22 protein-coding genes and 1 riboswitch are annotated in these 23,894 nt (G+C 56.6%); of the genes, 8 read left to right on the forward strand and 14 right to left on the reverse strand.

From position 1 onward, the window contains the following. Nucleotide 1 precedes the first annotated feature (1 nt). The 8 genes from ACR0AK_RS20740 to dnaK form a co-directional block, all read right to left on the reverse strand. Complete coding sequence (locus tag ACR0AK_RS20740; protein WP_480794815.1) at nucleotides 2-964, reverse strand: ThiF family adenylyltransferase; 963 nt, start codon at nucleotides 962-964, stop codon at nucleotides 2-4. Continuing rightward, nucleotides 961-1,557, reverse strand: coding sequence for a thiamine phosphate synthase (locus ACR0AK_RS20745; RefSeq protein ID WP_480794816.1), 597 nt, complete (start codon nucleotides 1,555-1,557; stop codon nucleotides 961-963). Before ACR0AK_RS20745 ends, ACR0AK_RS20740 begins: the two co-directional genes overlap by 4 nt. After that, nucleotides 1,554-2,318 carry a thiazole synthase gene (locus tag ACR0AK_RS20750; RefSeq protein ID WP_480794817.1) on the reverse strand — a complete coding sequence of 255 codons (765 nt, stop codon included), beginning with the start codon at nucleotides 2,316-2,318 and terminating at the stop codon, nucleotides 1,554-1,556. The genes ACR0AK_RS20745 and ACR0AK_RS20750 overlap by 4 nt, the downstream gene beginning before the upstream one ends. Before the next feature lie 3 nt (nucleotides 2,319-2,321). Next, nucleotides 2,322-2,516, reverse strand: a complete 195-nt coding sequence (thiS, locus tag ACR0AK_RS20755; RefSeq protein ID WP_480794818.1) for a sulfur carrier protein ThiS — start codon at nucleotides 2,514-2,516, stop codon at nucleotides 2,322-2,324. Further along, nucleotides 2,500-3,477, reverse strand: a complete 978-nt coding sequence (locus tag ACR0AK_RS20760) for an FAD-dependent oxidoreductase (protein WP_480794819.1) — start codon at nucleotides 3,475-3,477, stop codon at nucleotides 2,500-2,502. The genes thiS and ACR0AK_RS20760 overlap by 17 nt, the downstream gene beginning before the upstream one ends. Further along, the gene (gene thiD, locus ACR0AK_RS20765) at nucleotides 3,474-4,277 is read right to left on the reverse strand and encodes a bifunctional hydroxymethylpyrimidine kinase/phosphomethylpyrimidine kinase (protein ID WP_480794820.1); all 804 of its coding nucleotides are present in this window, start codon (nucleotides 4,275-4,277) and stop codon (nucleotides 3,474-3,476) included. Before thiD ends, ACR0AK_RS20760 begins: the two co-directional genes overlap by 4 nt. 46 nt (nucleotides 4,278-4,323) lie before the next feature. Next, nucleotides 4,324-4,428, reverse strand: a riboswitch (TPP riboswitch). Between the two features lie 130 nt (nucleotides 4,429-4,558). Continuing rightward, nucleotides 4,559-5,713, reverse strand: coding sequence for a molecular chaperone DnaJ (dnaJ, locus tag ACR0AK_RS20770; protein WP_170564141.1), 1,155 nt, complete (start codon nucleotides 5,711-5,713; stop codon nucleotides 4,559-4,561). 74 nt (nucleotides 5,714-5,787) lie between these two features. After that, nucleotides 5,788-7,698 (reverse strand): molecular chaperone DnaK, encoded by a 1,911-nt coding sequence (dnaK, locus tag ACR0AK_RS20775; protein WP_170564138.1) that lies wholly within the window; start codon nucleotides 7,696-7,698, stop codon nucleotides 5,788-5,790. A gap of 214 nt (nucleotides 7,699-7,912) precedes the next feature. On the opposite strand from dnaK, the gene ACR0AK_RS20780 reads away from it, so the two are divergent. Further along, nucleotides 7,913-8,515: an alpha-ketoglutarate-dependent dioxygenase AlkB family protein gene (locus ACR0AK_RS20780; RefSeq protein ID WP_480794821.1), complete on the forward strand. Its 603-nt coding sequence runs from the start codon at nucleotides 7,913-7,915 to the stop codon at nucleotides 8,513-8,515. Here the strand turns inward: ACR0AK_RS20780 and ACR0AK_RS20785 are convergent. Then, nucleotides 8,512-9,333: an ABC-2 transporter permease gene (locus tag ACR0AK_RS20785; protein WP_170564133.1), complete on the reverse strand. Its 822-nt coding sequence runs from the start codon at nucleotides 9,331-9,333 to the stop codon at nucleotides 8,512-8,514. The two genes, ACR0AK_RS20780 and ACR0AK_RS20785, sit on opposite strands and share 4 nt — an antisense overlap. Nucleotides 9,334-9,456: 123 nt before the next feature. On the opposite strand from ACR0AK_RS20785, the gene cysQ reads away from it, so the two are divergent. From cysQ to ACR0AK_RS20820, 7 genes are all read left to right on the forward strand, one after another. Beyond that, complete coding sequence (cysQ, locus tag ACR0AK_RS20790; protein WP_170564131.1) at nucleotides 9,457-10,254, forward strand: 3'(2'),5'-bisphosphate nucleotidase CysQ; 798 nt, start codon at nucleotides 9,457-9,459, stop codon at nucleotides 10,252-10,254. Continuing rightward, on the forward strand, nucleotides 10,254-11,054 hold the full coding sequence (locus ACR0AK_RS20795) for a 3-deoxy-manno-octulosonate cytidylyltransferase family protein (RefSeq protein ID WP_170564128.1): 801 nt from the start codon (nucleotides 10,254-10,256) through the stop codon (nucleotides 11,052-11,054). Before cysQ ends, ACR0AK_RS20795 begins: the two co-directional genes overlap by 1 nt. A 70-nt stretch (nucleotides 11,055-11,124) precedes the next feature. Continuing rightward, complete coding sequence (gene galE, locus ACR0AK_RS20800; protein ID WP_170564125.1) at nucleotides 11,125-12,108, forward strand: UDP-glucose 4-epimerase GalE; 984 nt, start codon at nucleotides 11,125-11,127, stop codon at nucleotides 12,106-12,108. Continuing rightward, nucleotides 12,089-13,174, forward strand: coding sequence for a glycosyltransferase family 2 protein (locus ACR0AK_RS20805; RefSeq protein WP_170564122.1), 1,086 nt, complete (start codon nucleotides 12,089-12,091; stop codon nucleotides 13,172-13,174). Before galE ends, ACR0AK_RS20805 begins: the two co-directional genes overlap by 20 nt. 147 nt (nucleotides 13,175-13,321) lie before the next feature. Further along, nucleotides 13,322-14,308 (forward strand): glycosyltransferase family 2 protein, encoded by a 987-nt coding sequence (locus ACR0AK_RS20810; RefSeq protein ID WP_480794822.1) that lies wholly within the window; start codon nucleotides 13,322-13,324, stop codon nucleotides 14,306-14,308. After that, a complete protein-coding gene (locus ACR0AK_RS20815) occupies nucleotides 14,305-16,005 on the forward strand; it encodes a DUF5927 domain-containing protein (RefSeq protein ID WP_480794823.1) in 1,701 nt (566 codons plus the stop codon). The genes ACR0AK_RS20810 and ACR0AK_RS20815 overlap by 4 nt, the downstream gene beginning before the upstream one ends. Nucleotides 16,006-16,011: 6 nt before the next feature. Beyond that, nucleotides 16,012-17,457, forward strand: a complete 1,446-nt coding sequence (locus tag ACR0AK_RS20820) for a nodulation protein NodH (protein WP_480794824.1) — start codon at nucleotides 16,012-16,014, stop codon at nucleotides 17,455-17,457. On the opposite strand, the gene ACR0AK_RS20825 is transcribed toward ACR0AK_RS20820, so the two are convergent. Genes ACR0AK_RS20825 through ACR0AK_RS20845 form a run of 5 tightly spaced genes read right to left on the reverse strand, consistent with a single transcriptional unit; the run spans nucleotide 17,441 to nucleotide 23,753 of the window. After that, nucleotides 17,441-17,959 carry a L,D-transpeptidase family protein gene (locus ACR0AK_RS20825; protein WP_170564109.1) on the reverse strand — a complete coding sequence of 173 codons (519 nt, stop codon included), beginning with the start codon at nucleotides 17,957-17,959 and terminating at the stop codon, nucleotides 17,441-17,443. The genes ACR0AK_RS20820 and ACR0AK_RS20825 overlap by 17 nt on opposite strands. Before the next feature lie 57 nt (nucleotides 17,960-18,016). After that, complete coding sequence (locus ACR0AK_RS20830; RefSeq protein ID WP_480794825.1) at nucleotides 18,017-18,802, reverse strand: ion transporter; 786 nt, start codon at nucleotides 18,800-18,802, stop codon at nucleotides 18,017-18,019. Nucleotides 18,803-18,823: 21 nt separating this feature from the next. Then, nucleotides 18,824-20,047, reverse strand: a complete 1,224-nt coding sequence (locus tag ACR0AK_RS20835) for a class I SAM-dependent RNA methyltransferase (protein ID WP_480794826.1) — start codon at nucleotides 20,045-20,047, stop codon at nucleotides 18,824-18,826. A 38-nt stretch (nucleotides 20,048-20,085) separates the two neighbouring features. Then, entirely contained in the window at nucleotides 20,086-21,918 is a 1,833-nt protein-coding gene (locus ACR0AK_RS20840) for an ABC transporter ATP-binding protein (RefSeq protein ID WP_480794827.1), read from the reverse strand. Further along, on the reverse strand, nucleotides 21,915-23,753 hold the full coding sequence (locus ACR0AK_RS20845) for an ABC transporter ATP-binding protein (protein WP_480794828.1): 1,839 nt from the start codon (nucleotides 23,751-23,753) through the stop codon (nucleotides 21,915-21,917). Before ACR0AK_RS20845 ends, ACR0AK_RS20840 begins: the two co-directional genes overlap by 4 nt. Nucleotides 23,754-23,894: the final 141 nt, after the last annotated feature.

Below are 23,894 nucleotides of genomic sequence, written 5' to 3' on the forward strand. Positions count from 1 at the left end.
TTCACGAGGTTGCGGCTGCGACGAGAACGATCTCGCCCGGCCAATCCGGTTTCAATTTTTCCGCGGCGCGCCATGCTCGCAGCCCAGTGGCACAGCAAAAAGCCAGTCGTTTTCTTTTGTTAGGCTCTAAACGAAGCATTTCATGAGTTCGGCGGTGCGCTTTGGGATGAATAGGTTCAGGCGCTTCGTCTGGCGTGCGCAATTCGATGATCAGGTCATCCGGGGTCAACTGGCAGGCCGATACGAATGGAAAATGATGGGTAGGCTCAGGTGCTTCGTCAAAGCGGAATGCTATACTGCGCATCGTACGGGCGTCGAACTGAACCATTTGCCCCAAAGGCGAAGGCTCAACGCCCAGGATCACTCCAAGCGCCAGTTGCGCCTGCATCGCCCCAATCATTCCAACAACCGGGCCCAGCACTCCCGCTGTGGCGCAACTTGCCCCGCTGTCCGGCGCATCGGGAAAAAGCGCCCGCAAGGATGGGGCACCACCGCAAAAGCCGCCAGCATAGCCCGACAACCCCAACACGGACGCACTTATCAGTGGTTTGCCCAGCGCACTGCACGTATCCGATAACGTGTAACTTGCAGCATAACTGTCCGCGCAATCGAGAATAACATCGGCCTGTGAGACGAACTCTGGAGAATTGAGGCTTGTTAGAGCCTTTTTTTCACCCACAACTGTGATTTCTGCGTTTTGAGCCCGACACCGCTCGGCCGCGACTTCCGCTTTTGGGCGACCGCAATTGCGTTCGGTAAACAAAGTTTGGCGATGCAGGTTCGACAGGGCTATTTCGTCCCGATCCATGATCGTCAGATGCCCGACCCCGGAACCGGCCAGCAACGGCAAGACGGGCGCTGCCAAACCCCCGGCTCCAACAACCAGAACCCGCGCGTTAGACAGGCGGGCTTGGCCATGCGCGCCGACCTCAGGCAGGATCATCTGGCGGGCATAGCGGTTCATCTGGTGGCCTCGATCCACGCGCGAACACGCGCCTCGGGGTCTGTATTAAGGGTGATGTCAGTAACGGCCGAGACGATATCAGCACCGGCCTGTAGCACGCCCGGCGCGCGCTCAACGCTCATCCCGCCGATACCAACGAGCGGGATTTCACCTAAACGCGTTTTCCATTCGGTGACGCGGGGAAGACCCTGCTGTTCCCACTTCATCTTCTTCAGGATCGTAGGGTAGACCGGTCCCAGCGCGACATAGTCTGGGTGCATTACCAGAACACGCTCAAGCTCGTCATCGTCATGGGTCGAGACGCCCAATTTCAATCCAGCGCTTCGGATGGCTTTCAGATCCGCGTCATCAAGATCCTCCTGCCCGAGGTGAATCCAGTCACAACCGGCCTCAATTGCGATCTGCCAATGATCGTTCACCACCAGAACAGCCCCATGTGCACGGCACAGATCGCGTGAAATCTTGACCTGTTCCCGCACAACCGCGTCTGGCTGGTCCTTGATCCGCAACTGAACCAGCTTCACACCCAGGGGCAACATCCGGTGTAACCAGTCGGAATGATCAAAGATTGGGTAGAACCGATCGATGGTCATGACAAAAACGCCTTTCCGATAACTGGGGTCGAAGGTTCGGCCATGTCGCGGGCCTCGATGGGATCAGCCTGATGGGCCAATTGTCCGGCCGCGATCGCCTGCATCATTGCTTTGGCCATGACTGCCGGGTCACCGGCCCGCGCAACGGCCGTGTTCAGCAGCACGGCATCAAATCCCAATTCCATCGCATGCGCGGCATGGCTGGGCAGGCCGATTCCAGCGTCGATCACGAGCGGAACATCCGGAAACTCGGACCGCATCGCACGCAAGGCGTATTCGTTGTTCAGCCCACGACCCGAACCAATTGGGGCGCCCCAAGGCATCAGAACCTGGCACCCGGCGCTCAGCAATCGCTCACCCACAATCAGGTCGTCCGTGGTGTAGGGGAAAACCTCGAACCCGTCCTCGGTCAGAATCTGCGCGGCTTCGACTAGTTGGAACACGTCAGGCTGCAAACTGTCGGTTTGGCCGATCAGTTCCAGCTTGATCCATTTGGTATCAAATACTTCTCGCGCCATATGGGCGGTGGTCACGGCCTCTTTCACCGTGTGGCAACCCGCTGTGTTCGGAAGGACCAGGACGTTCAGATCGCGGATCATCTGCCAAAAGGTCTGGCCCGCGCCAGCTTCGCGCCGCAAGGACACGGTGGCAACGCCAGCCCCGCTTTGCCGAAACGCCTGTTCCAGAATTGCAGGACTGGGATATTGTGCAGTGCCCAACATCAGAGGGTTCGGGAGCGCTGTGCCATAAAAGGTCGTCATCCTTCAGCCCCCCTGCATCGGGGCTATGACCTCAACCCGGTCGCCGTCACTCAGCTTGTGGGATGTGCGCAGGCTTGAAGGCACGAATTCCTCGTTCACAGCCGTGGCCACCCGCCCTGAAAACCCGAGTTCCTGCAAAAGATCGGCAAGAGTCTTCGCCCGCACCCGGTGCAACTCGCCATTAAGTACGATCTTCATCGACCATCTCCGAATGTATGTTGTTCAACGCCAGATCAGCCACGCCCTTTGCCAGCGCAGGGGCCAACAAATAGCCGTGGCGATAGAGACCATTAGCGAAAATTGTCCGGCCAAGCCGCCGAATACGCGGCAGGTTGTCTGGGAAAGCGGGGCGCAAATCGACACCGATTTCCAAAACTTCGGCCTCACCAAAGGCGGGGTTCAGGGCATACGCAGCGCTGAGAAGCTCCAGCATCGAGCGCGCCGTAATACGGCTGCTGTCTTCGGATTCGACCATCGTTGCGCCCAACATGTAAACGCCGTCTCCGCGTGGAACGATGTATAGTGGCATTCGTGGGTGAAGCAGGCGAACAGGCCGGTTCAGGATCACGTCCGGGCACCTGATCACCAGCATCTCACCCTTCACGCCGCGCAGATCAGTCAGGTGATCACGGGCGTGCAAGCCTCGGCAATCAATTGCGTTATCCAACTGTGCCGGCGCGCGCTTTTTATGGAATACAACGCCATCTTCCTGAAGCTGGCGAGTCAGGTCGAGCAAGGCCTGGCGTGGTTCCAGATGGGCCTCGGCATCAAAGTAGAGGCCCCTTCCGAAATTGTGTAGATCAGGCTCTAAACTATAGATTTCTCTACCATCGATCTCGGAAAAGCCATCCGTACGGCGGGCAAAACGGCGCAGGTCCGGCAGGTCTCGCTGGTTAGCTACTACCAATGTGCCGCGCCTATGAATCTGCGTCCGCTGTGCCCACCAATCAATTGCCGTTTGACCAAGGCGCAAAACGGGTTCTTCGGCATTTTCGTACTCACACCAGGGGGCCAGCATTCCGCCCGCCCACCAGGAACAGCCATGAGGTCCCGGTAGACCGCCGGGATCAAATACCTGCACCTTCGCCCCGCGCGAGACAAGCTCGGACGCGATGGCCAAACCGGCCACGCCGGCCCCTATGACGGACCAGACGGTCATGCAGACCAAACCTGATGGAAGTGGTGTACAGGCCCGTGGCCCTGCCCGATTTTCAAGCCATCGGCCTGGGAAATAGCGCCCTGCAGATAGTCATGCGCTTGGGCTACGGCGTCAGTCAGCGAAAGATCTTTAGCCAGTCCGGCAGCGATGGATGAGGACAGGGTGCACCCTGTTCCGTGGGTGTTGCGTGTCTGTCGGCGTGGCGCTTGAAACCGTTCAATCACGCCAGAGTCTGAGACCAGAATGTCGTGGCAGATGTCACCTTTCCCATGACCGCCCTTCATCAGGACCGCACTCGCACCCATTGTGCACAACTCGCGCCCTTGTTTGATCATCTGTTCGAGGCTGTCCGCTGGTTCAGCGCCCAGCAAACAGGCTGCTTCTGGCAGGTTTGGTGTCAACACAGTCGCGCGCGGCAGCAACACGTCGCGCAGGGTTTGCACGGCCTCTTGCGCCAGCAACGCATCGCCGGATTTGGCGATCATGACCGGATCCAGAACCACTGGCCCGTCAAAACCCGCAATACCGTTCGCGACGCTGAGGATAATCTCAGGGGTTGCCAGCATTCCGATCTTGATCGCGCCGACTTCCAAATCTGTCAGAACGGCCTCGATCTGGGCCACGACAACGTCCGACGGGATCCCATGTACGGCTGTCACGGCCTGCGTGTTCTGAGCCGTCACCGCGGTAATCACACTGGCCCCGTAGACCCCCAGCGCCGACATCGCCTTGAGGTCCGCCTGAATTCCGGCCCCTCCGCCACTGTCAGATCCTGCGATTGTTAAGGCAATGGGTGCCATGTCGTTGCTCCAGTTCAAAATGGGCAACGGGGCATGGAAAACGTCTAAGCACTATAAGACCGTTCCCTACGCCGGTATTGCCCGGATCAGGTTCGATGGGTTAGCGCATTCACGCCTCTCAGCCCCAAGCAGGGCACCCCAACGGTTGGGCGGACAATCTCAGGGGATCAAAAAGGAATCAAGGGCCAATTTTGTGGCAGATCGCGGCCAAACTGGACTTATGAAATGCAAAAGCCGGCCTCGATGGGCCGGCTTGTGACAGAAGTTCACGAAGTGCTGGTTCAGCCCTTCATACCGTCCCAAAAGGATTTGACGGATGAAAAAAAGCTTTTTGATTCCGGATGGTTGTCTTCGCCCAGATCGTCGAACTCACGCAGCAATTCTTTCTGGCGGCTGGTCAAATTGACCGGAGTTTCCACTGCCAGTTCAATGAACATGTCGCCAATTCCACCGCCGCGAAGGGCGGGCATGCCCTTACCGCGCAAACGCATCTGACGGCCCGACTGGCTGCCGGCCGGGATTTGCACGCGGCCACGGCCACCGTCGATTGTGGGCACTTCAATCGAACCACCCAGCGCGGCTTTCCCCATGCTGACCGGAACACGGCAATACAGGTTTACGCTGTCGCGTTCGAACAGCTTGTGGTCCGAAACTTCGACAAAAATATACAGGTCGCCCGGAGGGCCACCGCGCATCCCGGCCTCCCCTTCACCGGCAAGACGGATGCGAGTGCCGGTTTCCACACCAGCCGGAATGTTAACCGACAGCGCGCGTTCTTTTTCGACGCGCCCGGCGCCCCCGCAGGCTTTACAAGGATTCTTGATGATCTGACCCAGTCCCGAACAGGTCGGGCAGGACCGTTCGACTGTGAAAAAACCCTGTTGCGCCCGAACTTTTCCCATACCGGAACAGGTCGGGCAGGTCGTGGGCTCGACCCCACCTTCCGCACCTGATCCGTCACATGCCGAGCAGGCCACGGCGGCAGGTACACTAATCGTCTTTTGCAGCCCCGAGAACGCCTCTTCCAACGTCACCCTCAGGTTATACCGCAGGTCCGAGCCGCGCGCGGCACGCCGGCCACCGCTTGTTGCACCGCGCTGACCACCCATGAAGTCGCCGAACAGGTCATCGAACACATCCGAGAATGCGCTGGAGAAGTCGCCCTGCCCGCCAAATCCGCCGCCAGGGCGGCCACCGCCGCCCATACCATTCTCGAAAGCAGCGTGGCCAAAGCGGTCGTAAGCCGCTTTTTTGTCGCCGTCGCGCAGGACATCATAGGCCTCATTCGCCTCTTTGAACTGCGCTTCTGCGTCGGGATTGTCCTTATTGCGATCTGGATGCAGTTCTTTGGCCTTCTTGCGAAAGCCTTTCTTGATCTCATCCGCCGAAGCGCCCTTGGACACGCCGAGCACTTCGTAATAGTCGCGTTTGGACATCAGTATTTCCTTCTGCCTCAACGTAATCGGGCCGGCCCGGCAACCGGACCGGCCCGAATTGGCCCGGTTACCCGTTAGTTACGCTTGTCGTTGTCCAGATCTTCGAACTCGGCATCGACGATGTCATCATCACCAGCCGGAGCTTCATCAGCTGCAGCAGGCTCATCCTCGGCTTCCTCGGACTGCGCCTTGTAGATGGCTTCGCCCAGCTTCATGGCCGCTTCGGTCACGTTCTGAATGCCGGACTTGATCTTGTCGGCATTCTCAGTTTCCAGCTCGTCCTTCAGCGCAGCGATTGCCAGTTCGATGGCTTCGATGGTGGTCGGGTCAACTTTGTCGGCATGCTCTTCCATCGACTTCTCGGTCGAATGGATGAGGCTTTCCGCCTGGTTCTTGGCGTCGACCAGTTCGCGGCGTTCCTTGTCGGCTTCCGCGTTCTCTTCGGCGTCCTTGACCATCTTGTCGATATCCTCGTCGGACAGACCGCCCGATGCCTGGATGGTGATCTTCTGCTCTTTGCCGGTGCCTTTGTCCTTGGCCGAAACCGAGACAATGCCGTTGGCGTCGATATCAAAAGTCACCTCGATCTGAGGCATGCCACGCGGTGCGGGCGGGATATCTTCCAGATTGAACTGACCTAGGATCTTGTTGTCCGCAGCCATTTCGCGCTCACCCTGGAAACAGCGGATGGTCACGGCGTTCTGATTATCCTCGGCGGTCGAGAAGACCTGAGACTTTTTGGTCGGGATCGTGGTGTTGCGGTCGATCAGACGAGTGAACACGCCACCCAGCGTTTCGATGCCCAGCGAAAGCGGGGTCACGTCCAGCAGAACCACGTCTTTGACGTCGCCCTGCAGAACACCAGCCTGAATGGCGGCGCCCATGGCAACAACTTCGTCCGGGTTCACACCCTTGTGCGGCTCTTTACCGAAGAATTTGGTGACCTCTTCGATGACTTTCGGCATCCGGGTCATACCACCGACCAGAACAACCTCGTCCACGTCTCCGGCCGACAGGCCTGCGTCTTTCAGAGCAGCCTGGCAAGGCTTCATCGACTTCTTGATCAGGTCGCCAACCAGCGATTCCAGCTTGGCACGGGTCAGTTTCATGACCATGTGCAGCGGCTGACCGTTTGCACCCATCGAGATGAACGGCTGGTTGATTTCGGTTTGCGAGGTCGAGCTGAGCTCGATCTTGGCTTTTTCAGCGGCTTCCTTCAGGCGCTGCAGGGCCATCTTGTCCTGAGACAGATCGACACCGTGTTCTTTTTTGAACTCGTCCGCCAGGTAGTTGACGATGCGCATGTCAAAGTCTTCACCACCCAGGAAGGTGTCGCCGTTGGTCGACTTAACCTCGAACAGGCCGTCGTCGATTTCCAAAATGGTTACGTCGAAGGTACCACCACCAAGGTCATAAACCGCGATGGTTTGGGTTTCTTCTTTGTCCAGACCATAGGCCAGCGCGGCTGCTGTCGGCTCGTTGATGATCCGCAGCACTTCCAGACCGGCAATTTTACCGGCGTCTTTGGTGGCCTGACGCTGAGCGTCGTTGAAGTATGCCGGAACGGTGATAACCGCCTGCGTGACGTCCTCACCCAGATAGCTCTCGGCGGTTTCCTTCATCTTACCCAGAGTGAAGGCCGAGATCTGGCTTGGGGAGTATTTCTCACCGCGGGCTTCAACCCACGCGTCGCCATTGCCGCCATCAACGATGGCGTACGGCACCATTTTCTTGTCTTTTTCGACTTCTGCATCATCCACACGACGGCCGATCAGACGCTTGACGCCAAAGATCGTGTTGTCGGGGTTGGTGACCGCCTGACGTTTTGCAGGCTGACCGACCAGTCGCTCATCTTCGGTGAAGGCGACGATCGAGGGCGTGGTCCGCGCCCCTTCTGCGTTTTCGATGACCTTCGGCTGAGAGCCGTCCATGATGGCCACACAAGAGTTGGTGGTCCCGAGGTCAATACCGATTACTTTTCCCATATGTTCAATCCCTTTCTCTTCAAGGCGATGTCTCGAGGTCCGGACCCGTTATGGCATCCGGCCCCGATCTGGTTTGCACGAACAGCACTACACCATCGCGCGTCCCGGCGTATATAAGGGCGAGATCAGAGGCCTGCAAGCGGTGTAAAAGGCAGGTTTTCAGGAATCTGTGGCCTTTTTTGGCAAGGTTTTGGCAAGGATTGGGGAATCTTCAATGGCGCGGCTGCTCTTGCGCGGATTTGACATCAGAAAAGCCCATCTGGACGTTGCGGCACAAACGCAACTGATCGAGGTACTGCGCCCGATTCTCAAATCTGCGCCGCTGTTTCGGCCTGTCACGCCTTCGGACAAGGAAATGTCGGTGCGAATGACCTCGGCCGGGACGCTTGGCTGGGTCACTGACAACCGCGGGTACAGATATCAAGCGCAGCACCCAAAGGGGATGGTGTGGCCCGGCATTCCCGATACGATTCTGGGTATCTGGCGCGATCTTGTCGGCACGCAACGCGACCCAGATTGCTGTTTGATCAACTATTACAGCGAAGGCGCGCGCATGGGACTGCATCAGGACAAGGACGAAGCCGATTTCTCATGGCCCGTCCTGTCGGTATCCTTAGGCGATGATGCCCTTTTCCGCATCGGAAACGAAACCCGGGGGGGCAAGACCGAGTCCATATGGTTAAGCTCGGGTGATGTTGTCATCATGGGCGGCCCGGCACGCCTGACCTATCATGGGGTCGATCGCATCCGTTTCGGTTCTTCTAAGCTGCTGCCTAAAGGCGGGCGAATCAACCTGACCTTGCGCGTCGCAACTTAGCTGCGCGCACCCCAGCTGGCCGAGACATGCTTACGGGTGTAAAAAATCCCCAATAGTCCGATCATCAACAAAGCCAATCCAACCCACAGCGCATACTCCCAGCTGCTGTTGCGCGGGAAATAGTTACGAAAGACAAAACCGCGGCACTGATCAATCACGTGGAACAATGGGTTCCAGGCAAAAAAACTCAGCAAGAAGCCGCCCAGCGCATTCCCAACAACCATCTTGCCGGAAAATATCATATTCATACGTCGGTACAGGTTTTTTAGAATTTCAGCGGTGCCAGGAAACCACGGCTTTAGCGCCATAAGGACAACACCCACTGCACATCCCGTAAACCAGGCCAGGATCAACATGTAGAAAGCCCCGCCAGGCTCTTGAATCTCTAGGGGCTCAACAAGAACGCTATAGGCAAAAAGGATTACTAGGATTGAGACCAATTGTGTGTAAAGCGACCCAAAGGCTGTCGCAAGTAGCACCACCATCATGTTCATCGGAGAATGCAACATCATCGGGTTGTTCCCGGTGCCGACACCGGCGACAGTTCCCACAGCTTTGATATGGGTCAGAAACAGAAAAACACCTGACAACAAAAACAGGATGAAGTTTCCTCTGATCTTGGCGACCCGAGTACCCAACATTGACAAGATCAGATAAAATACAGTCACGAGTGCGAGAATTTGTATGATATTCACGACGATCGCGATCACTGCATTTGAGTGCCTGGAACGTATCCCATGCACCACCGCATGGTAAATAAGCTCCGTGGTTGTGAAAGCGCTACCCAGAAGCGTCTGATTTCGCTTAAAATAAAACACTCAGTTCACTCTTTCCCGCTGAATTGCCTGCAATCTGCCACGAATTTCTTGCCGTTCCGTAACCGGCACAGCATAAGACCCACAGGGATTTCTATCAACAAACCACAACAACGGAGCATTTTTGTGACCTACGACGCCCTTATTCCCATAATCAGACGTCTGGCGCTGGAAGCCGGGGACACAATCATGCAGATCTATGAAGCGGACGATTTTGACGTCAAAGTCAAATCTGACTCCAGCCCAGTTACTGAGGCAGATGAAGCTGCCGATGCCCTGATTTCGGCGGGCTTACGTGCTGCGTTCCCGGAGATTCTGTTGGTGACCGAGGAGCAGGCTGCCTCACATTTGGAAAAAGGCGACACGTTTCTGATCGTCGATCCTCTGGACGGGACCAAGGAATTCATCAACCGGCGTGGTGACTTCACGGTGAATATCGCGTTGGTCGAAAATGGTGTTCCAACCCGCGGCGTTGTTTATGCACCGGCAAAAGGGCGCATGTTCTACACCCAAGCGGACGGTCAATCGGTCGAAGAAACCGGCGCGCTTGACAAGGCGCAAGCCGGCGACGTGACCGTGATATCAGTGTCTGAACCAGACAATTCAGCGTTGATGATCGTCGCCTCAAAATCTCACCGCGATCAGGCGACCGAGGATTACATCAACAAATATCAGGTCAAAGACAGCAAAAGCGCGGGCTCGTCGCTGAAATTCTGTCTGGTCGCCACTGGCGAGGCGGACCTTTATCCCCGCGTCGGGCGCACGATGGAGTGGGATACAGCCGCTGGTCACGCCGTTTTGGCCGGTGCCGGTGGCAAGGTTGTTCGGTTCGATGACCACACGCCGCTGACCTATGGCAAGGACGACTATGCAAACCCGTTCTTTATCGCCTACGCTCCGGGCGTTGACCTGAAGGAGGCCTGATGTCTGTTCTGATTGCGATCCCTGCACGCTATGCCTCGACCCGTTACCCAGGAAAGCCGCTGGTTCCGCTGACCGGGGCGAATGGCAATGCGATGACCCTGATAGAACGATCCTGGCGCGCCGCCTGTTCCGTATCGGGTGTGGACAAAGTGGTTGTCGCCACCGATGACGACCGCATTCGCGACGTGGCCGAAGGGTTCGGGGCAGAAGTGGTGATGACATCCGAGGCCTGTGGCAATGGCACGGAACGCTGCGCCGAAGCCCACGCTGCGCTGGGTGCGGGCTACGAGATCGTAGTGAACCTGCAAGGGGATGCGCCGCTGACGCCTCATTGGTTTGTAGAAGACCTGATTGCCGGTCTGCGTGCCGCGCCCGAGGCCGGCGTCGCCACACCGGTACTCCGCTGTGACGGCGACGCTCTGAACAGCCTGCTGAACGATCGCAAACACGGGCGCGTTGGAGGCACAACCGCTGTGTTCGCAGCCGACCACAGCGCGATGTATTTCTCGAAAGAGGTCGTGCCTTTTACCGCAGAAACGTTTTCTGGCGACAAGCCGACCCCGGTGTTCCACCATGTCGGCGTCTACGCGTATCGACCGGATGCCCTTGCCGCCTATCCCGCCTGGCCTGTCGGACCGTTGGAACAGCTGGAAGGGTTGGAACAGCTGCGGTTTATGGAAAACGGTCGAAAGGTTCTGTGCGTCGAGGTCGAGGCCAAGGGGCGTCAGTTCTGGGAGTTGAACAATCCGCAGGATGTGCCGAAACTCGAAGAGATGATGGCCGCGATGGGGTTGGATTGAACCTTTTTCCCCTGAAATTTCGTCCAAGACATCGTCTAACTGAGCGCGGTACTACAATTCGGAACGAATTATGAAAAACATTCTTGTCACCGGTGGCGCCGGGTACATTGGATCTCATGCATGCAAAGCGCTGTCTCGGGCCGGTTACATACCGGTCACTTTCGACAACCTGGCAACTGGTTGGCAGGAAGCGGTAAAATTCGGGCCGTTTGAACAGGGCGATCTGTTGGATCGCGCCCGGTTGGATGAAGTGTTCGCCAAATACGAACCCGTGGCCGTTATGCACTTTGCGGCCCTCAGCCAGGTGGGCGAGGCGATGTCCGAGCCCGGCAAATACTGGTCGAACAACGTGACCGGTTCGCTGACTTTGATTGAAGCCGCAGTGGCCGCCGGCTGTCTCAATTTTGTCTTCTCATCCACCTGTGCCACCTATGGTGAGCACGACAATGTAGTGCTGGATGAAGACACGCCGCAACTGCCGCTGAACGCCTATGGGGCCTCAAAACGTGCCATCGAGGATATACTGCGCGATTTCCAGGCGGCGCACGGCCTGAATCATGTGATCTTTCGATATTTCAACGTGGCGGGTGCCGACCCGGATGGCGAAGTTGGCGAGTTTCACCGACCCGAAACGCACCTTGTGCCTTTGATGCTGGACGCCATCGACGGCAAGCGCGACGGGCTGACCGTATTCGGGACGGATTATGACACCCCTGACGGCACCTGCATTCGCGACTACGTGCATGTTTGCGACCTGGTTGACGCCCATGTTTTGGGATTGAACTGGTTGGAACAAGGCAAAGACAGCCGCGTTTTCAACCTCGGAACCGGGTCAGGATTTTCGGTGATGGAAGTGATCAGCCACTCAAAGGCCGTGACCAACCGCGATGTACCCTATACGACCGGACCGCGCCGGGCGGGGGATTGCACCAAGCTGGTCTCTGGCTCAGTCCGCGCTAACGAGGAACTGGGTTGGACCCCAAACAGATCCACGTTAGAGACGATGGTTGCCGATGCCTGGCGGTGGCATCAGAATGGCCATTACGATAAATGAGCCCATCGTGACCGCTATCGGGGAAGACACGCTTCCGCCCATCTCATGGGCGCAAAAGTACCGGTTACGATTGAAACGACAGCGGCTGTTGTGGCGATCTTTTCGCAGCCGTCATCAATTGTCTGGATTGATCAACCGTACCGCGACCATCAAACCTGGCGACGTACTGGCTTTCACCACGGTCCGCAACGAAATCGCGCGCCTACCTTGGTTCCTGCACCACTATCGTACATTGGGCGTCGATCACTTTCTGATCGTCGACAACGATAGCGATGACGGCTCGGTACCCTTTCTCCAAGAGCAAGCTGACGTGTCGCTGTGGCAGACACAAGACAGCTATCGCACGTCGCGCTATGGGCTGGATTGGTTGACTTGGCTGCAATTGCGCTATGGCCACAACCACTGGACCCTGATGGTCGATGCGGATGAGTTACTGGTCTACCCTGATCACGACACCCACCCGTTGCACGACTTGACGAAATGGCTTGATGATCAAGGGCGAGCCGCGTTTGGCGCATTAATGCTGGATCTTTATCCCAAAGGCCCTCTGGGGGAACAAAACTACGAACCTGAGACCGACCCGACCGACGTTCTGGGGTGGTTTGATGCCGCTCCCTATCGTGCGCGACGGCAAAGCCCGCTGGGAAACCTGTGGGTGCAGGGCGGCGCGCGCGAACGTATGTTTTTTGCGGATAATCCGCGTCGATCTCCAACGCTGAATAAAATTCCACTGGTCCGATGGTCACGGCGCTATGCATATGTGAATTCGTGCCATTCCGCCTTGCCCCGCCATTTGAACGCCGTCTACGAAGGTCCTGGAGGCACTGCGCCTTCCGGCGTTTTGTTGCACACAAAGTTCCTGCCCGAAGTTGTGGAAAAATCAAAGATCGAGAAAAGACGCCGGCAGCATTTTCACGACCCTGAACAGTTTGCCGGATACTATGACGGCATCATGGAACGCCCAGTCGTATGGGTGCCGGACTCAGCGCTATACGACGGTTGGAGATATTTGCAGCAATTGGGCCTGATGGGAGAAATCGACTGGGAAGGTCACAACTCAAACTAACGGTTTTTAAAGTCGTTGCTTCGAAATAGGGAAAAATGGCATAAAACGGCAATTGCCCGGTACCACTCTGGCTTGTACAGGCTCTGGGCACGCTCGCGTAATTAACAAAGGTTGGGCAGTCGCGTGGGCCTATTGGATTCATACCGGATGAGATTGCGGCGCAAGCGCCGTATCTTGCGCTGTCTTCGAAAACGGCGCGACCTTGTTCCGGTTTTCGTAAACACAAATTCAATAGGACGAACTGACATTCTTCTGGTCAGCGTCATACGCAATGAGAAAATCCGCCTTCCGTATTTTCTGGACTACTACCGACAGCTGGGCATTAACCATTTTCTGTTCGTTGACAATGCCAGCGACGACGGGTCACTCGAGTACCTGTCGGAGCAACCCGATGTGTCGGTCTGGCGCGCCGATGCAAGCTATAGGCGCGCGTCATTTGGGGTGGACTGGACAAACTACCTGCTGCGAAAGTTTGCACACCGGCACTGGGTTCTGACAGTCGATCCGGACGAGTTCTTCATCTACCCGTTTTGCGACACACGCCCAATTCGCGCCCTGACCGACTGGTTGGACGGCTGCGCCGTGCGCAGCTTCAGCGCGATGCTGATCGACATGTATCCTGAAGGGCCAGTCGAGGACGCCGTTTATACCGAGGGTCAAAACCCGTTCGAAATCGCCAAATGGTTTGATGCGGGCAACTACTCGATCACGAAAAATCCGACTTACGGGAACCTGTGGATCCAAGGCGGTCCCCGCGCCCGTGTTTTCTTTAAGGACGAGCCCAAAAAAGCGCCTGCATTAAACAAGATACCGTTGGTGAAATGGGATAAGCGCTATGTCTATGTCAGCTCAACCCACTCGCTGCTGCCACGTGGGTTGAACCAGGTTTTTGATGAATGGGGTGGTGAAAAGACAAGCGGCGCGCTGTTGCACGCCAAACTCATCAGCACCCTGAGCGAGAAGGCCCGGGAAGAAATGGAGCGCGGACAGCATTACCGCAGCTCTGGCGAGTATCGCGCCTATGCCGAACATCTGGCGGATATACCCGAGTTCTGGTGCGATAAGTCCGAAGCCTACATCAACTGGCGACAGCTTGAAATTCTGGGTCTCATGTCAAAAGGAAACTGGGCATGAGCGATCTGGGCATTGTCATGCTGGTGCACACAGCACTGAACCGGGCCGGGCAAGTGGCACGCCACTGGACGGCTTCGGGATGCCCGGTGGTGATCCATGTGGATCGCAAGGTGCCAACCAAGGCCTACGCGGACTTTGTTGCCGCCTGTTCAGATGACCCGCTAATCCGGTTTTCTGACCGTCACGTTTGTAATTGGGGCGGTTGGGGTATCGTTGCAGCCTCGCAATCTGCCGCCGCACTGATGCTTAAGACGTTCCCGGATGTGCGCCATGTTTTTCTGACTTCGGGGGCTTGTCTTCCCTTGCGACCAGTAGATGAGCTGGTCAACTACCTCGCGGACCGGCCGCGTGTGGATTTTATCGAAAGCGCTACAACCTCTGATGTCAGCTGGACTATGGGGGGGCTGGATCAGGAACGCTTTACCCTGAGATTTCCGTTTTCGTGGCGCAAAAATCGCAGGTTGTTCGATGCCTATGTGAAACTGCAACGCGCATTGCGTATTCGCCGAAACATACCCGAAGGACTGGTGCCACATATGGGTAGCCAGTGGTGGTGCCTGACCCGCCAAACCTTGTCGGCCATTTTGCAGGATCCAAAACGCGAGACCTATGATCGGTATTTTCGGCATGTCTGGATACCTGACGAAAGCTACTTCCAGACGCTGGCGCGCCTGTATTCCACCCATATTGAAAGCCGGTCGCTGACCCTGTCCAAGTTCGACTACCAGGGCCGTCCGCATATTTTCTACGATGATCACCTGCAACTGCTGCGCAGGTCCGATTGTTTTGTTGCCCGCAAAATCTGGCCCAACGCGGATCGCCTGTATCAGGCCTTTCTGACCGATCAGGCCGGCGCCATGAAGCCCGCTGAACCTAACCCAAGCAAAATCGACCGGGTTTTTTCCAAAGCTGTCGAACGGCGCACACGCGGGCGTGACGGACTGTATATGCAAAGCCGTTTTCCTCGGCACGGCAATGAAAACGGACTGACTTCTGCTCCGTATTCGGTGTTTCAGGGCTTTAGCGAAGTGTTCGAAGATTTTGAGCCTTGGTTGACCAACATCACAGGCGCACGTGTCCACGGGCATCTGTTTGGTCCGCAACGCGCTGAATTCGCCGGCGGTGAGACCATCATCAACGGTTGCCTCAGTGATTGCGCAACGCTGCGGGACTACAACCCGACAGCGTTCATTTCCGACCTGATCTGGAATACGCGCGGTGAAAAACAGTGCTTTCAGTTCGGTCCCGCTGACACGCAAAAGATCAACTGGTTCCTGGCCCGGGACAAAAATGCACAAATTTCAGTCATAACGGGGGCGTGGGCTATTCCGCTGTTTCGTTCCAATTTGAACTTTGCAGATATCCGGGCCGAGGCCGCCCGGCTGCAGCAGATCGAGACCAAGCAATTGGAAATTCTGTCTTCGGTCTGGACCAAAGCGCGCGTACGCAAGTGGACATTGGCGGAATTCGTTGAATCTCCGGTCGAGCCCTTGCAAACCGTAATCGAAGATACCGGAACCATCCAAACCAGCCACCTGACCGAAGCGCCAAAAATGGTGGACCTCACCGGTTTTGGCCAGTTCCTGCAAAACCTCAAGAACCAGGGCATGCATCCCTATCTGATGGGCGACTTCCCACCGGATGACAGTTTGGCCAATCGGGTCCGGCCGTACCGAAAACCCTATCTGGTGCAGTAAGCCTTTATGACGCCCCAATTCGACTATTTCATAATTCTTGCGGCCATGCGGACCGGCTCCAACCTGCTTGAGGCAAATCTGAACGCCATCGAAGGGGTTACGTGCCATGGCGAGGCTTTCAATCCCCATTTCATCGGCCGGCTTAAATCCGACGCGCTACTAGGCGTCTCGTTAGAGGAACGGGATCACGAACCGTCCTTTTTGCTTGAGGCGATCCGACAAGCGCCCGGAGAACTGAACGGGTTTCGCTTTTTTCAAGGGCATGATCCGCGCGTGTTAGAGCCTGCATTAAGTGATCCGCGCTGCGCCAAGATCATTTTGACACGAAATCTGCTGGACAGTTTCATCTCACTAAAGATCGCGCGCGAAACAAAGCAGTGGCAACTGAAGAACATCAAGCGTCGCCGCGAAGCCCGGGTTGAGTTCGACGCCGAAGCGTTCATGAAATACCTAAACCGGCAGCATGAATTCCACTTGTTGTTGTCGCAGCGTTTGCAACAAAGCGGCCAGACCCCGTTTTACATTGCCTATGAAGACCTGAACCAGCTGCCCATTCTGAACGGGCTTGCCGCTTGGTTGGGTGTGTCCGGCAGGCTGTCGGCAATCAACGAAACGCTCAAACCGCAAAACCCGGAACCAGCACTGTCCAAGGTGACGAACCCCGATGAGATGGAGCAGGCATTGTCGCAGATCGACAGCTACAACCTGCACAGCACTCCGAATTTCGAACCACGCCGGCGCCCTTTGGTGGCAAACTACATTGCCGCACCAAAAACGCCCCTGATGTACATGCCGATCCGCGGCGGAATGGAACAACCCGTGGCAAAGTGGATGGCCACGCTGGATCATGTTGAAATCGACCAATTACTGACCAATCAAAACAGAAAGCAGACGCGACAGTGGTTTCAATCCAATCCCGGGCATCGAAAATTCACCGTGCTGCAACATCCTTTGACGCGGGCGCATCGCGCCTATTGCAAGCATATCTTAAACACGGGTCCCGGTGGGTATCCCAAGATACGTCATGTGCTGCGCAACCGGCTAAAAATTCCTATCCCCGGACAGTTGCGCGAAGGCAATTACCCGATTGAACAACATTATGAGGCATTTTCGGCATTCCTGACTTTCCTGCGCCAAAACCTTGCCCAGCAGACAGCCATACGCATTGACGCGGCATGGTGCAGCCAGTCGCAGGCCCTTGAAGGAATGGCACCTTTTGCTTTGCCCGACCTGATCCTGCGGGAAGACGAAGTCACAACTGCACTGCCCGATCTGGCGCGCCGGATGGGGCACGATACACCACCTTCACCCGAACTCAGCGAGCCAGATGCACCCTTCTCGTTGGCCGAGATTTATGACTATAACTTGGAGGCGCTGTCCGCACAGGCGTACCAACGCGACTATATGCAGTTCGGATTTGGGCCCTGGAAACCGCTTAGGGACGCAGAGTAATCAGCGTGCCCCGGTTTACCATTGAATAGATCTCTTCGATCTCGTCGTTCTTGACGGCGATGCAGCCCGCGGTCCAATCCGACGTCTTTTTAGCGCGCTTACGCTCTTTGCGACGGTTCGGCTGTCCGTGGATAAAGATATCTCCGCCTGGATCGACACCCATGGCCTTCGCTTTCGCGACGTCTTCAGAGTTCGGGTACGAAATCCCTAGCGACAGATGATAGCGGCTATTGGGATTGCGACGATCAATCAGATAGCTGCCTTCCGGTGTGCGTCCATCGCCCCGCTTTGCTTTGGTGCCGTTGGGCGCAAATCCAAGATCAACCTTGTATTCTTTCAGGATCTTATCATTGTGCAAAAGATATAGTTTACGCGCACTCTTGTTTATGACCAGAGAGGTCACTTCGGGTCCGTTGTAGGTCAGAATTCTGGGGCTGGCCGAAGCACACGCTGAAAGACTCAGCGTTGCCATTGCGCCCAATCCAAATGCTCGACGATCCATGTTCACTGCCTGCTGCTCTTTTTTTGTGTATTATGCCAGAAATCGAAAAAACTGAAATCACTTTTTGATGTTCTGTTGCTCAGTCAGGCGACGCTCGATGCTTTCCAACCGCTCTAGCACTTCATCACGATAGGCATCGGTTTTGACTTCGTCCTCTGCATGATGCGCATCCTGCATCGAATTTACGATCAGACCAACCAGCAGGTTCACCACTGCAAAGGTGGTCACCATAATGAACGGCACAAAGAACAGCCAGGCGTAAGGATAGATCTCCATTACCGGGCGCACGATACCCATCGACCAGCTTTCCAGCGTCATGATCTGAAACAGTGTGTATGCCGAAAGGCCCAGGTCACCAAACCAGCCCGGGAAGGTCTGCGAGAACAGTTTGGTCGAGATCACCGCGCCGATGTAAAACAAGATCGCCATCAGAAGGAAAACGCTGGCCATACCCGGCAGAGCCGAGATGAACCCTTCGACCACGCGACGAAGGCGCGGCGCGACCGAAATTACACGCAAAACCCGCAGAATTCGCAAAGCCCGCAGCACCGACAGGCCGGAACCACCCGGCACCAGAGCGATACCTACAATCACAAAATCAAACACGTTCCAACCATTGGTGAAAAACCTGCGCCCAGTTGCCAGTAGTTTCATCCCGATCTCGGCTACGAAAATGGCCAGGCAAAGGCTGTCCAGTGTCACAATCAACGGGCCTGCAACGCCCATCAGTGTGGGTGATGTCTCCATCCCCAGCAGAATCGCGTTAAAGATGATGACACCGGTAATGAACTTCCCGAAAGCTGGTGCTTCGATAAGGGTCAGCAGGCGTTGGGTGATCCCCATTCGGGTGTTCTCCTGTAAGTCTTAAGGGTTCAGGGTGAACCGGGCGGCAAGTTCGGTGTGTGACGACCATCGAAATTGGTCAACGACCTGTACCCATTCAAGGGTGTAGCCTGCATTAACAAGCATTTTCGCATCGCGGGCGAAGGTCACCGGGTTGCAGGACACATAAGAAATCACCGGGCGCAGGGCATGCGCCAACTCGACCATTTGCGCTTCGGCCCCGGCGCGTGGTGGGTCAATCACAACTGCATCAAAGGACTTCAATTCATCCGGCATCAGCGGTCGCCGAAAAAGGTCACGGGCCTCGGTCGTAACCCGTTTGAGGCCCTGCGCTTTGCGCCAACCCTGATCCAGCGCTTGCGTCATCGCAGGCTCACCTTCAACAGCGTGAACCTCTGCTTCTTCGGCCAAAGGCAAGGAGAATGTGCCGCTGCCAGCGAACAGATCTAAAATACGCTTTGATCCAGCCACAGATTCGGAAACAGCCTTTAACAGAGCCTGTTCTCCGTCTTTTGTCGCCTGTAGAAACGCGCCAGGCGGTGGGATGACACCCGCCAAGCCAAAGCGCTGGACCGGCGGCTGGCGCATGGCAATAACTTCACCATCCCAGCTAAGCCGGGCCAGACCGTATTTCTCGGTCGCCTGCGCCAGGGCCAACTCAAGTGGGCCGTCCAGCGGTTTGCCGCCACTTACCGCCACATCCAGCCCGACTTCGGACAGGGTTAACGTCACAGCCAGCACACCCTTACGGCTGCCGCCCAGAATCGCCAATGCTTCGGCAACTGGAATGGCCTTAATCAGGGCCGGATCCAGCAGATGACAATCCGGGATCTCGGTGATCGTATCTGACGCGCGGCCGTGGAACCCGGCCAATGTGCCCTTTTTGGTCCGTCGAACCGCGATCGTTGCGCGACGGCGGGACCGTTCTGGCGACGTATGGATCGGGCGCATCACGGCCTCCAACCCCTGTGCGGATAACGCGGTGCGCACCACGTCAACCTTCCAGTCAGCAACGAACCCATCCGCCGCGTGCTGCAGCTGGCATCCGCCACACGACTTGTAGTGCCGACAGGGAGCTTTAACCCGTTGGTCCGAGGGCGTTTCGACGCGAATATTTGTCAGGAACTGGCCCAGCAACGTGCCGCTAACCACCTCACCTGGCAAAGTGCGCGGAGCGTAAATGGGGCCATCAGCGATGCCGTCGCCCTGATGGCCAAGGCGGGAAATGGTGTAGGTTTGCGTCATGAGCGCCTGATACCGGGGCTTGGCCCGCAACAAAACCCTTATTCCGCAGCTTCCGCCTGAATGAACCCGCCCGACTGACGATGCCAGAACCGCGCATATAGCCCGCCCTGATCCAACAAGGCGTCATGAGTGCCGGTTTCAACGATACGCCCCTGATCCAGAACTATGATCCGGTCCATTTCGCTGAGCGTCGACAGACGATGCGCAATTGCCAGTACCGTCTTGCCATGCATCACCCGGTGCAAAGCTGTCTGGATCGAGGCCTCAACTTCGGAATCGAGCGCCGAGGTCGCCTCATCCAGTACTAGAATAGGCGCATCCTTGAGGATGGCGCGCGCCAACGCAATCCGCTGACGCTGACCACCGCTAAGCTTCACTCCGCGCTCGCCCAGATGCGCGTCATAGCCGGTGCGGCCGTGGGCATCCTGAAGGCTGAGGATGAATTCATGTGCCTCGGCCTTTTTGGCCGCCTCGATCATTTCCTCTTCCGAGGCGTCAGGGCGGCCGTAAAGAATATTCTCCCGCGCAGATCGATTGAACATCGCCGTTTCCTGCGTGACCATGCCGATCTGGCGACGCAAACTGTCCTGCGTCACCTTGGATACGTCCTGGCCATCAATCAGGATCGCACCCTTTTCGCCGTCATACAGGCGTAACAACAACGAAACCAAGGTTGATTTCCCTGCGCCCGAAGCGCCGACAATGCCCAACTTTTCGCCAGGGTGGACGGTCATATTCACGTCCGATACGCCGCCAATATCGCGACCATAGGCAAAGCTGACTTGGTCAAAAGTGATCTGACCTTCAGGCACGGACAGGTTCGCCGCACCATCCTGATCCTCGACCCGTTCACGCTTGGCCAGCGTTTTCATACCGTTCTCGATCTCACCCACATTGGCATAAAGCCCCATCAGTGTGAAACTGACCCAGCCGGTCATCTGGGCAATGCGGATGGAGATGGCCCCAGCGGCCACGATGTCGCCGGCGGTTGCAGCCCCCGCTTGCCATAACCATAGAGTTGCGCCGATCAGCAAAACCGGCAGAACCCCGGCCAACAGCATCAAGATAAAACGGAAGCTGGCTGACAGGCTCCCGAAAGCCAGCATCTTTTCTCGCAGATCGACCATGGAATTCCGCGCGGCCTGATCTTCGAATTCCGAATGAGCGAATAGTTTAACGGTCTTGATATTGGTGATCGTGTCGACAACTTGCCCGGACACCATCGCGCGGGCGCCTGCCCGGGCCGCCGAGCGAATTCGAATGCGCGGCAAATACCAGCGCACCAGCAGAAAATACACCACCAGCCAGGCCGCGAACGGCAACATCACCAGCGGATGAATAGACCCTAACAAAAGTAAAGACCCCGCAAGTGAGGCCAAGGCAAACACGATCGCACTGATTGTCTCGGACACCACCGACGCCATCGCATTGGATGTTTGCATCTGCTTCTGCGCAATGCGACCGGCGAAATCGTCGTCGAAATAGGTGACCGACTGACCCAGGGTCCACCGGTTCAACTTGGCCAGAACCAGCGGCGTGATGTTGGGCATGACGATGTAGTTGTTGGTCAGCGACGAAAGCCCGAACAGGGCCGGACGCAGTAGCATGAAAAACGCAACGACACCAAGGATCATCCACACGTTTCTAGCAGTCAAAAAATTGCCGGGTCCGCTGGTTGTTGCCGCGTCAATGACCAGACCTAACATCCATGCTGTACCGGCTTCCATCGCGCCAGCCGTGGCCGAAAAGAAAGCAGCAACGAAAATCATTGGCCATGCACCCGACAGGCACCAGCGAATGAACGCCCCCAGCGTTTGCGGCGGGGGCGTTTCGATGTTTCTGAACGGATTTATGAGGTCGGCAATCCTCATTCAGCGGCCTCCGGATTCAGGAAGCCCCCAGATTGCCGTGCCCAGAACTGGGCGTAAAGCCCACCTTGCGCCAACAGTTTGGAATGGCCGCCTTCTTCGACGATCCGACCGCCATCCATGACCAGAATACGGTCCATCTGCGCGATGGTACTTAGCCGGTGGGCAATGGCGATCACGGTTTTACCTTGCATCATGCCGTAAAGAGTTTCCTGAATTGACGCCTCGACCTCGGAATCTAGGGCAGATGTCGCCTCATCCAACAGCAAGATTGGTGCATCTTTCAGGATCACCCGCGCCAGCGTGACGCGCTGCCGCTGACCGCCAGACAGCTTCACGCCCCGCTCACCCACATGCGCGTCGTAGCCGGTGCGCCCCTCGGGATCTTGCAGATCAAGAATGAACTCATGGGCTTCGGCCTGCTTGGCGGCGGCAATCATCTGCTCTTCTGTGGCTTCGGGACGGCCATAGAGGATGTTGTCGCGCACCGAACGATGCAGCAGAGCGCTGTCCTGTTGAACCATACCGATATGGCTGCGCAAACTATCCTGCGTGACCTTGGCGATGTTCTGTTCATCAATCAGAATCGCACCCTGCTCGACATCGTAGAACCGCAAAAGAAGCTTAACCAGGGTCGATTTTCCCGCACCGGATCGCCCGATCAAGCCGATCTTTTCGCCCGGTTGGATAGTCAGATTGATGTGATCCAGACCACCGGTTTTGCGACCGTAGTGGTGCGACAGATCGCGAATGTCGATCTGACCGCTGGTCAGTTGCAACGGCTTGGCATCCGGAGCATCCAGCAGGTCAATGGGCTGCGCAATCGTCTGCATCCCCTCGGCCACAACACCAAGCTGGCGGAAAAAGCTGGTCAGCGCCCACATGATCCAGCCAGTCATTGCATTCAGGCGCAAGGTCAATGCGGTTGCTGCCGCGACAACACCCACCGATGCGCTGCCCTGCATCCAAAGGGAAATGGCCCAACCCACAACCCCAACGATCAGCAAACCGTTCAGCGTGACCAAAACCGCGTCCATGATCGTGAAAATCCGCATCTCGACCTGGAAGGTGCGGCGCGTTTCCTCAATAGCTTCGCGGGCATAGTCCAGTTCCTGCGCGCCATGAGCGAACATCTTGACCGAGTGGATATTGGTATAGCTGTCCACCACCCGGCCCGTGACAGCCGAACGTGCATCCGATGCCGCCTGCGAGGCCGGGCCAACCCTTTTTACCGTCCAGCGAACCAGAACCGCGTAAAGCGCAAACCATGCCAGCAGCGGCAACAGCAACCGTGGATCGGCCGCCATCAACAGGACGGCGGCACCAATCAGGTACGCTATTGAGAATGAGATCGCATCAAACACCTGAAACACGGCCTCACCCGCAGCGGGTGGTGTTTGCATGATCCGGTTGGCAATGCGACCGGCAAAGTCATTCTCGAACCACCCCACGGATTGGCGTAGTACATGCTTATGCGCGCGCCAGCGGATCAGGGTGCCAAAATTCGGCAGGATCGTATTGTTCAAAAGCAACACGTCGACGACATGCAGCAGCGGGCGCAGGAACAGTACAAACAGTGCCAGCAGGATCAGTTCGGTCCCGTGGTCCTGCCATACTTCGGTGGGCGTACCGGATAACAGGTCAACTACGCGACCCATATAGTAGATAAGGCCAACCTCAACCGCCGCAACGACGACGGAAATCAAGCCAGCCCAGAAGAACACCCGCATGAATGGCTGCGAGTAGTCCAACATGAACGGCCACAACCGCGTCGGCGGTGTGTCGGTTTCCTTGTAGGCAACAAAAGGGTCAACGAGGTTTTCGAAATAGCGAAACATGGAGAGTGCTCCGGTTGAGCAGAAAATTAGTCATGCGAAGAAAGATGGCGTCAGAACACCACCCTTACGGGTCAAAGTGTTCCAGCCTTAGCTGTCCCAGATCCCGTAATACATTCGCATCCCTCCATTCATGTGACAGGG

This window comes from Ruegeria sp. BI12 (assembly GCF_056537985.1).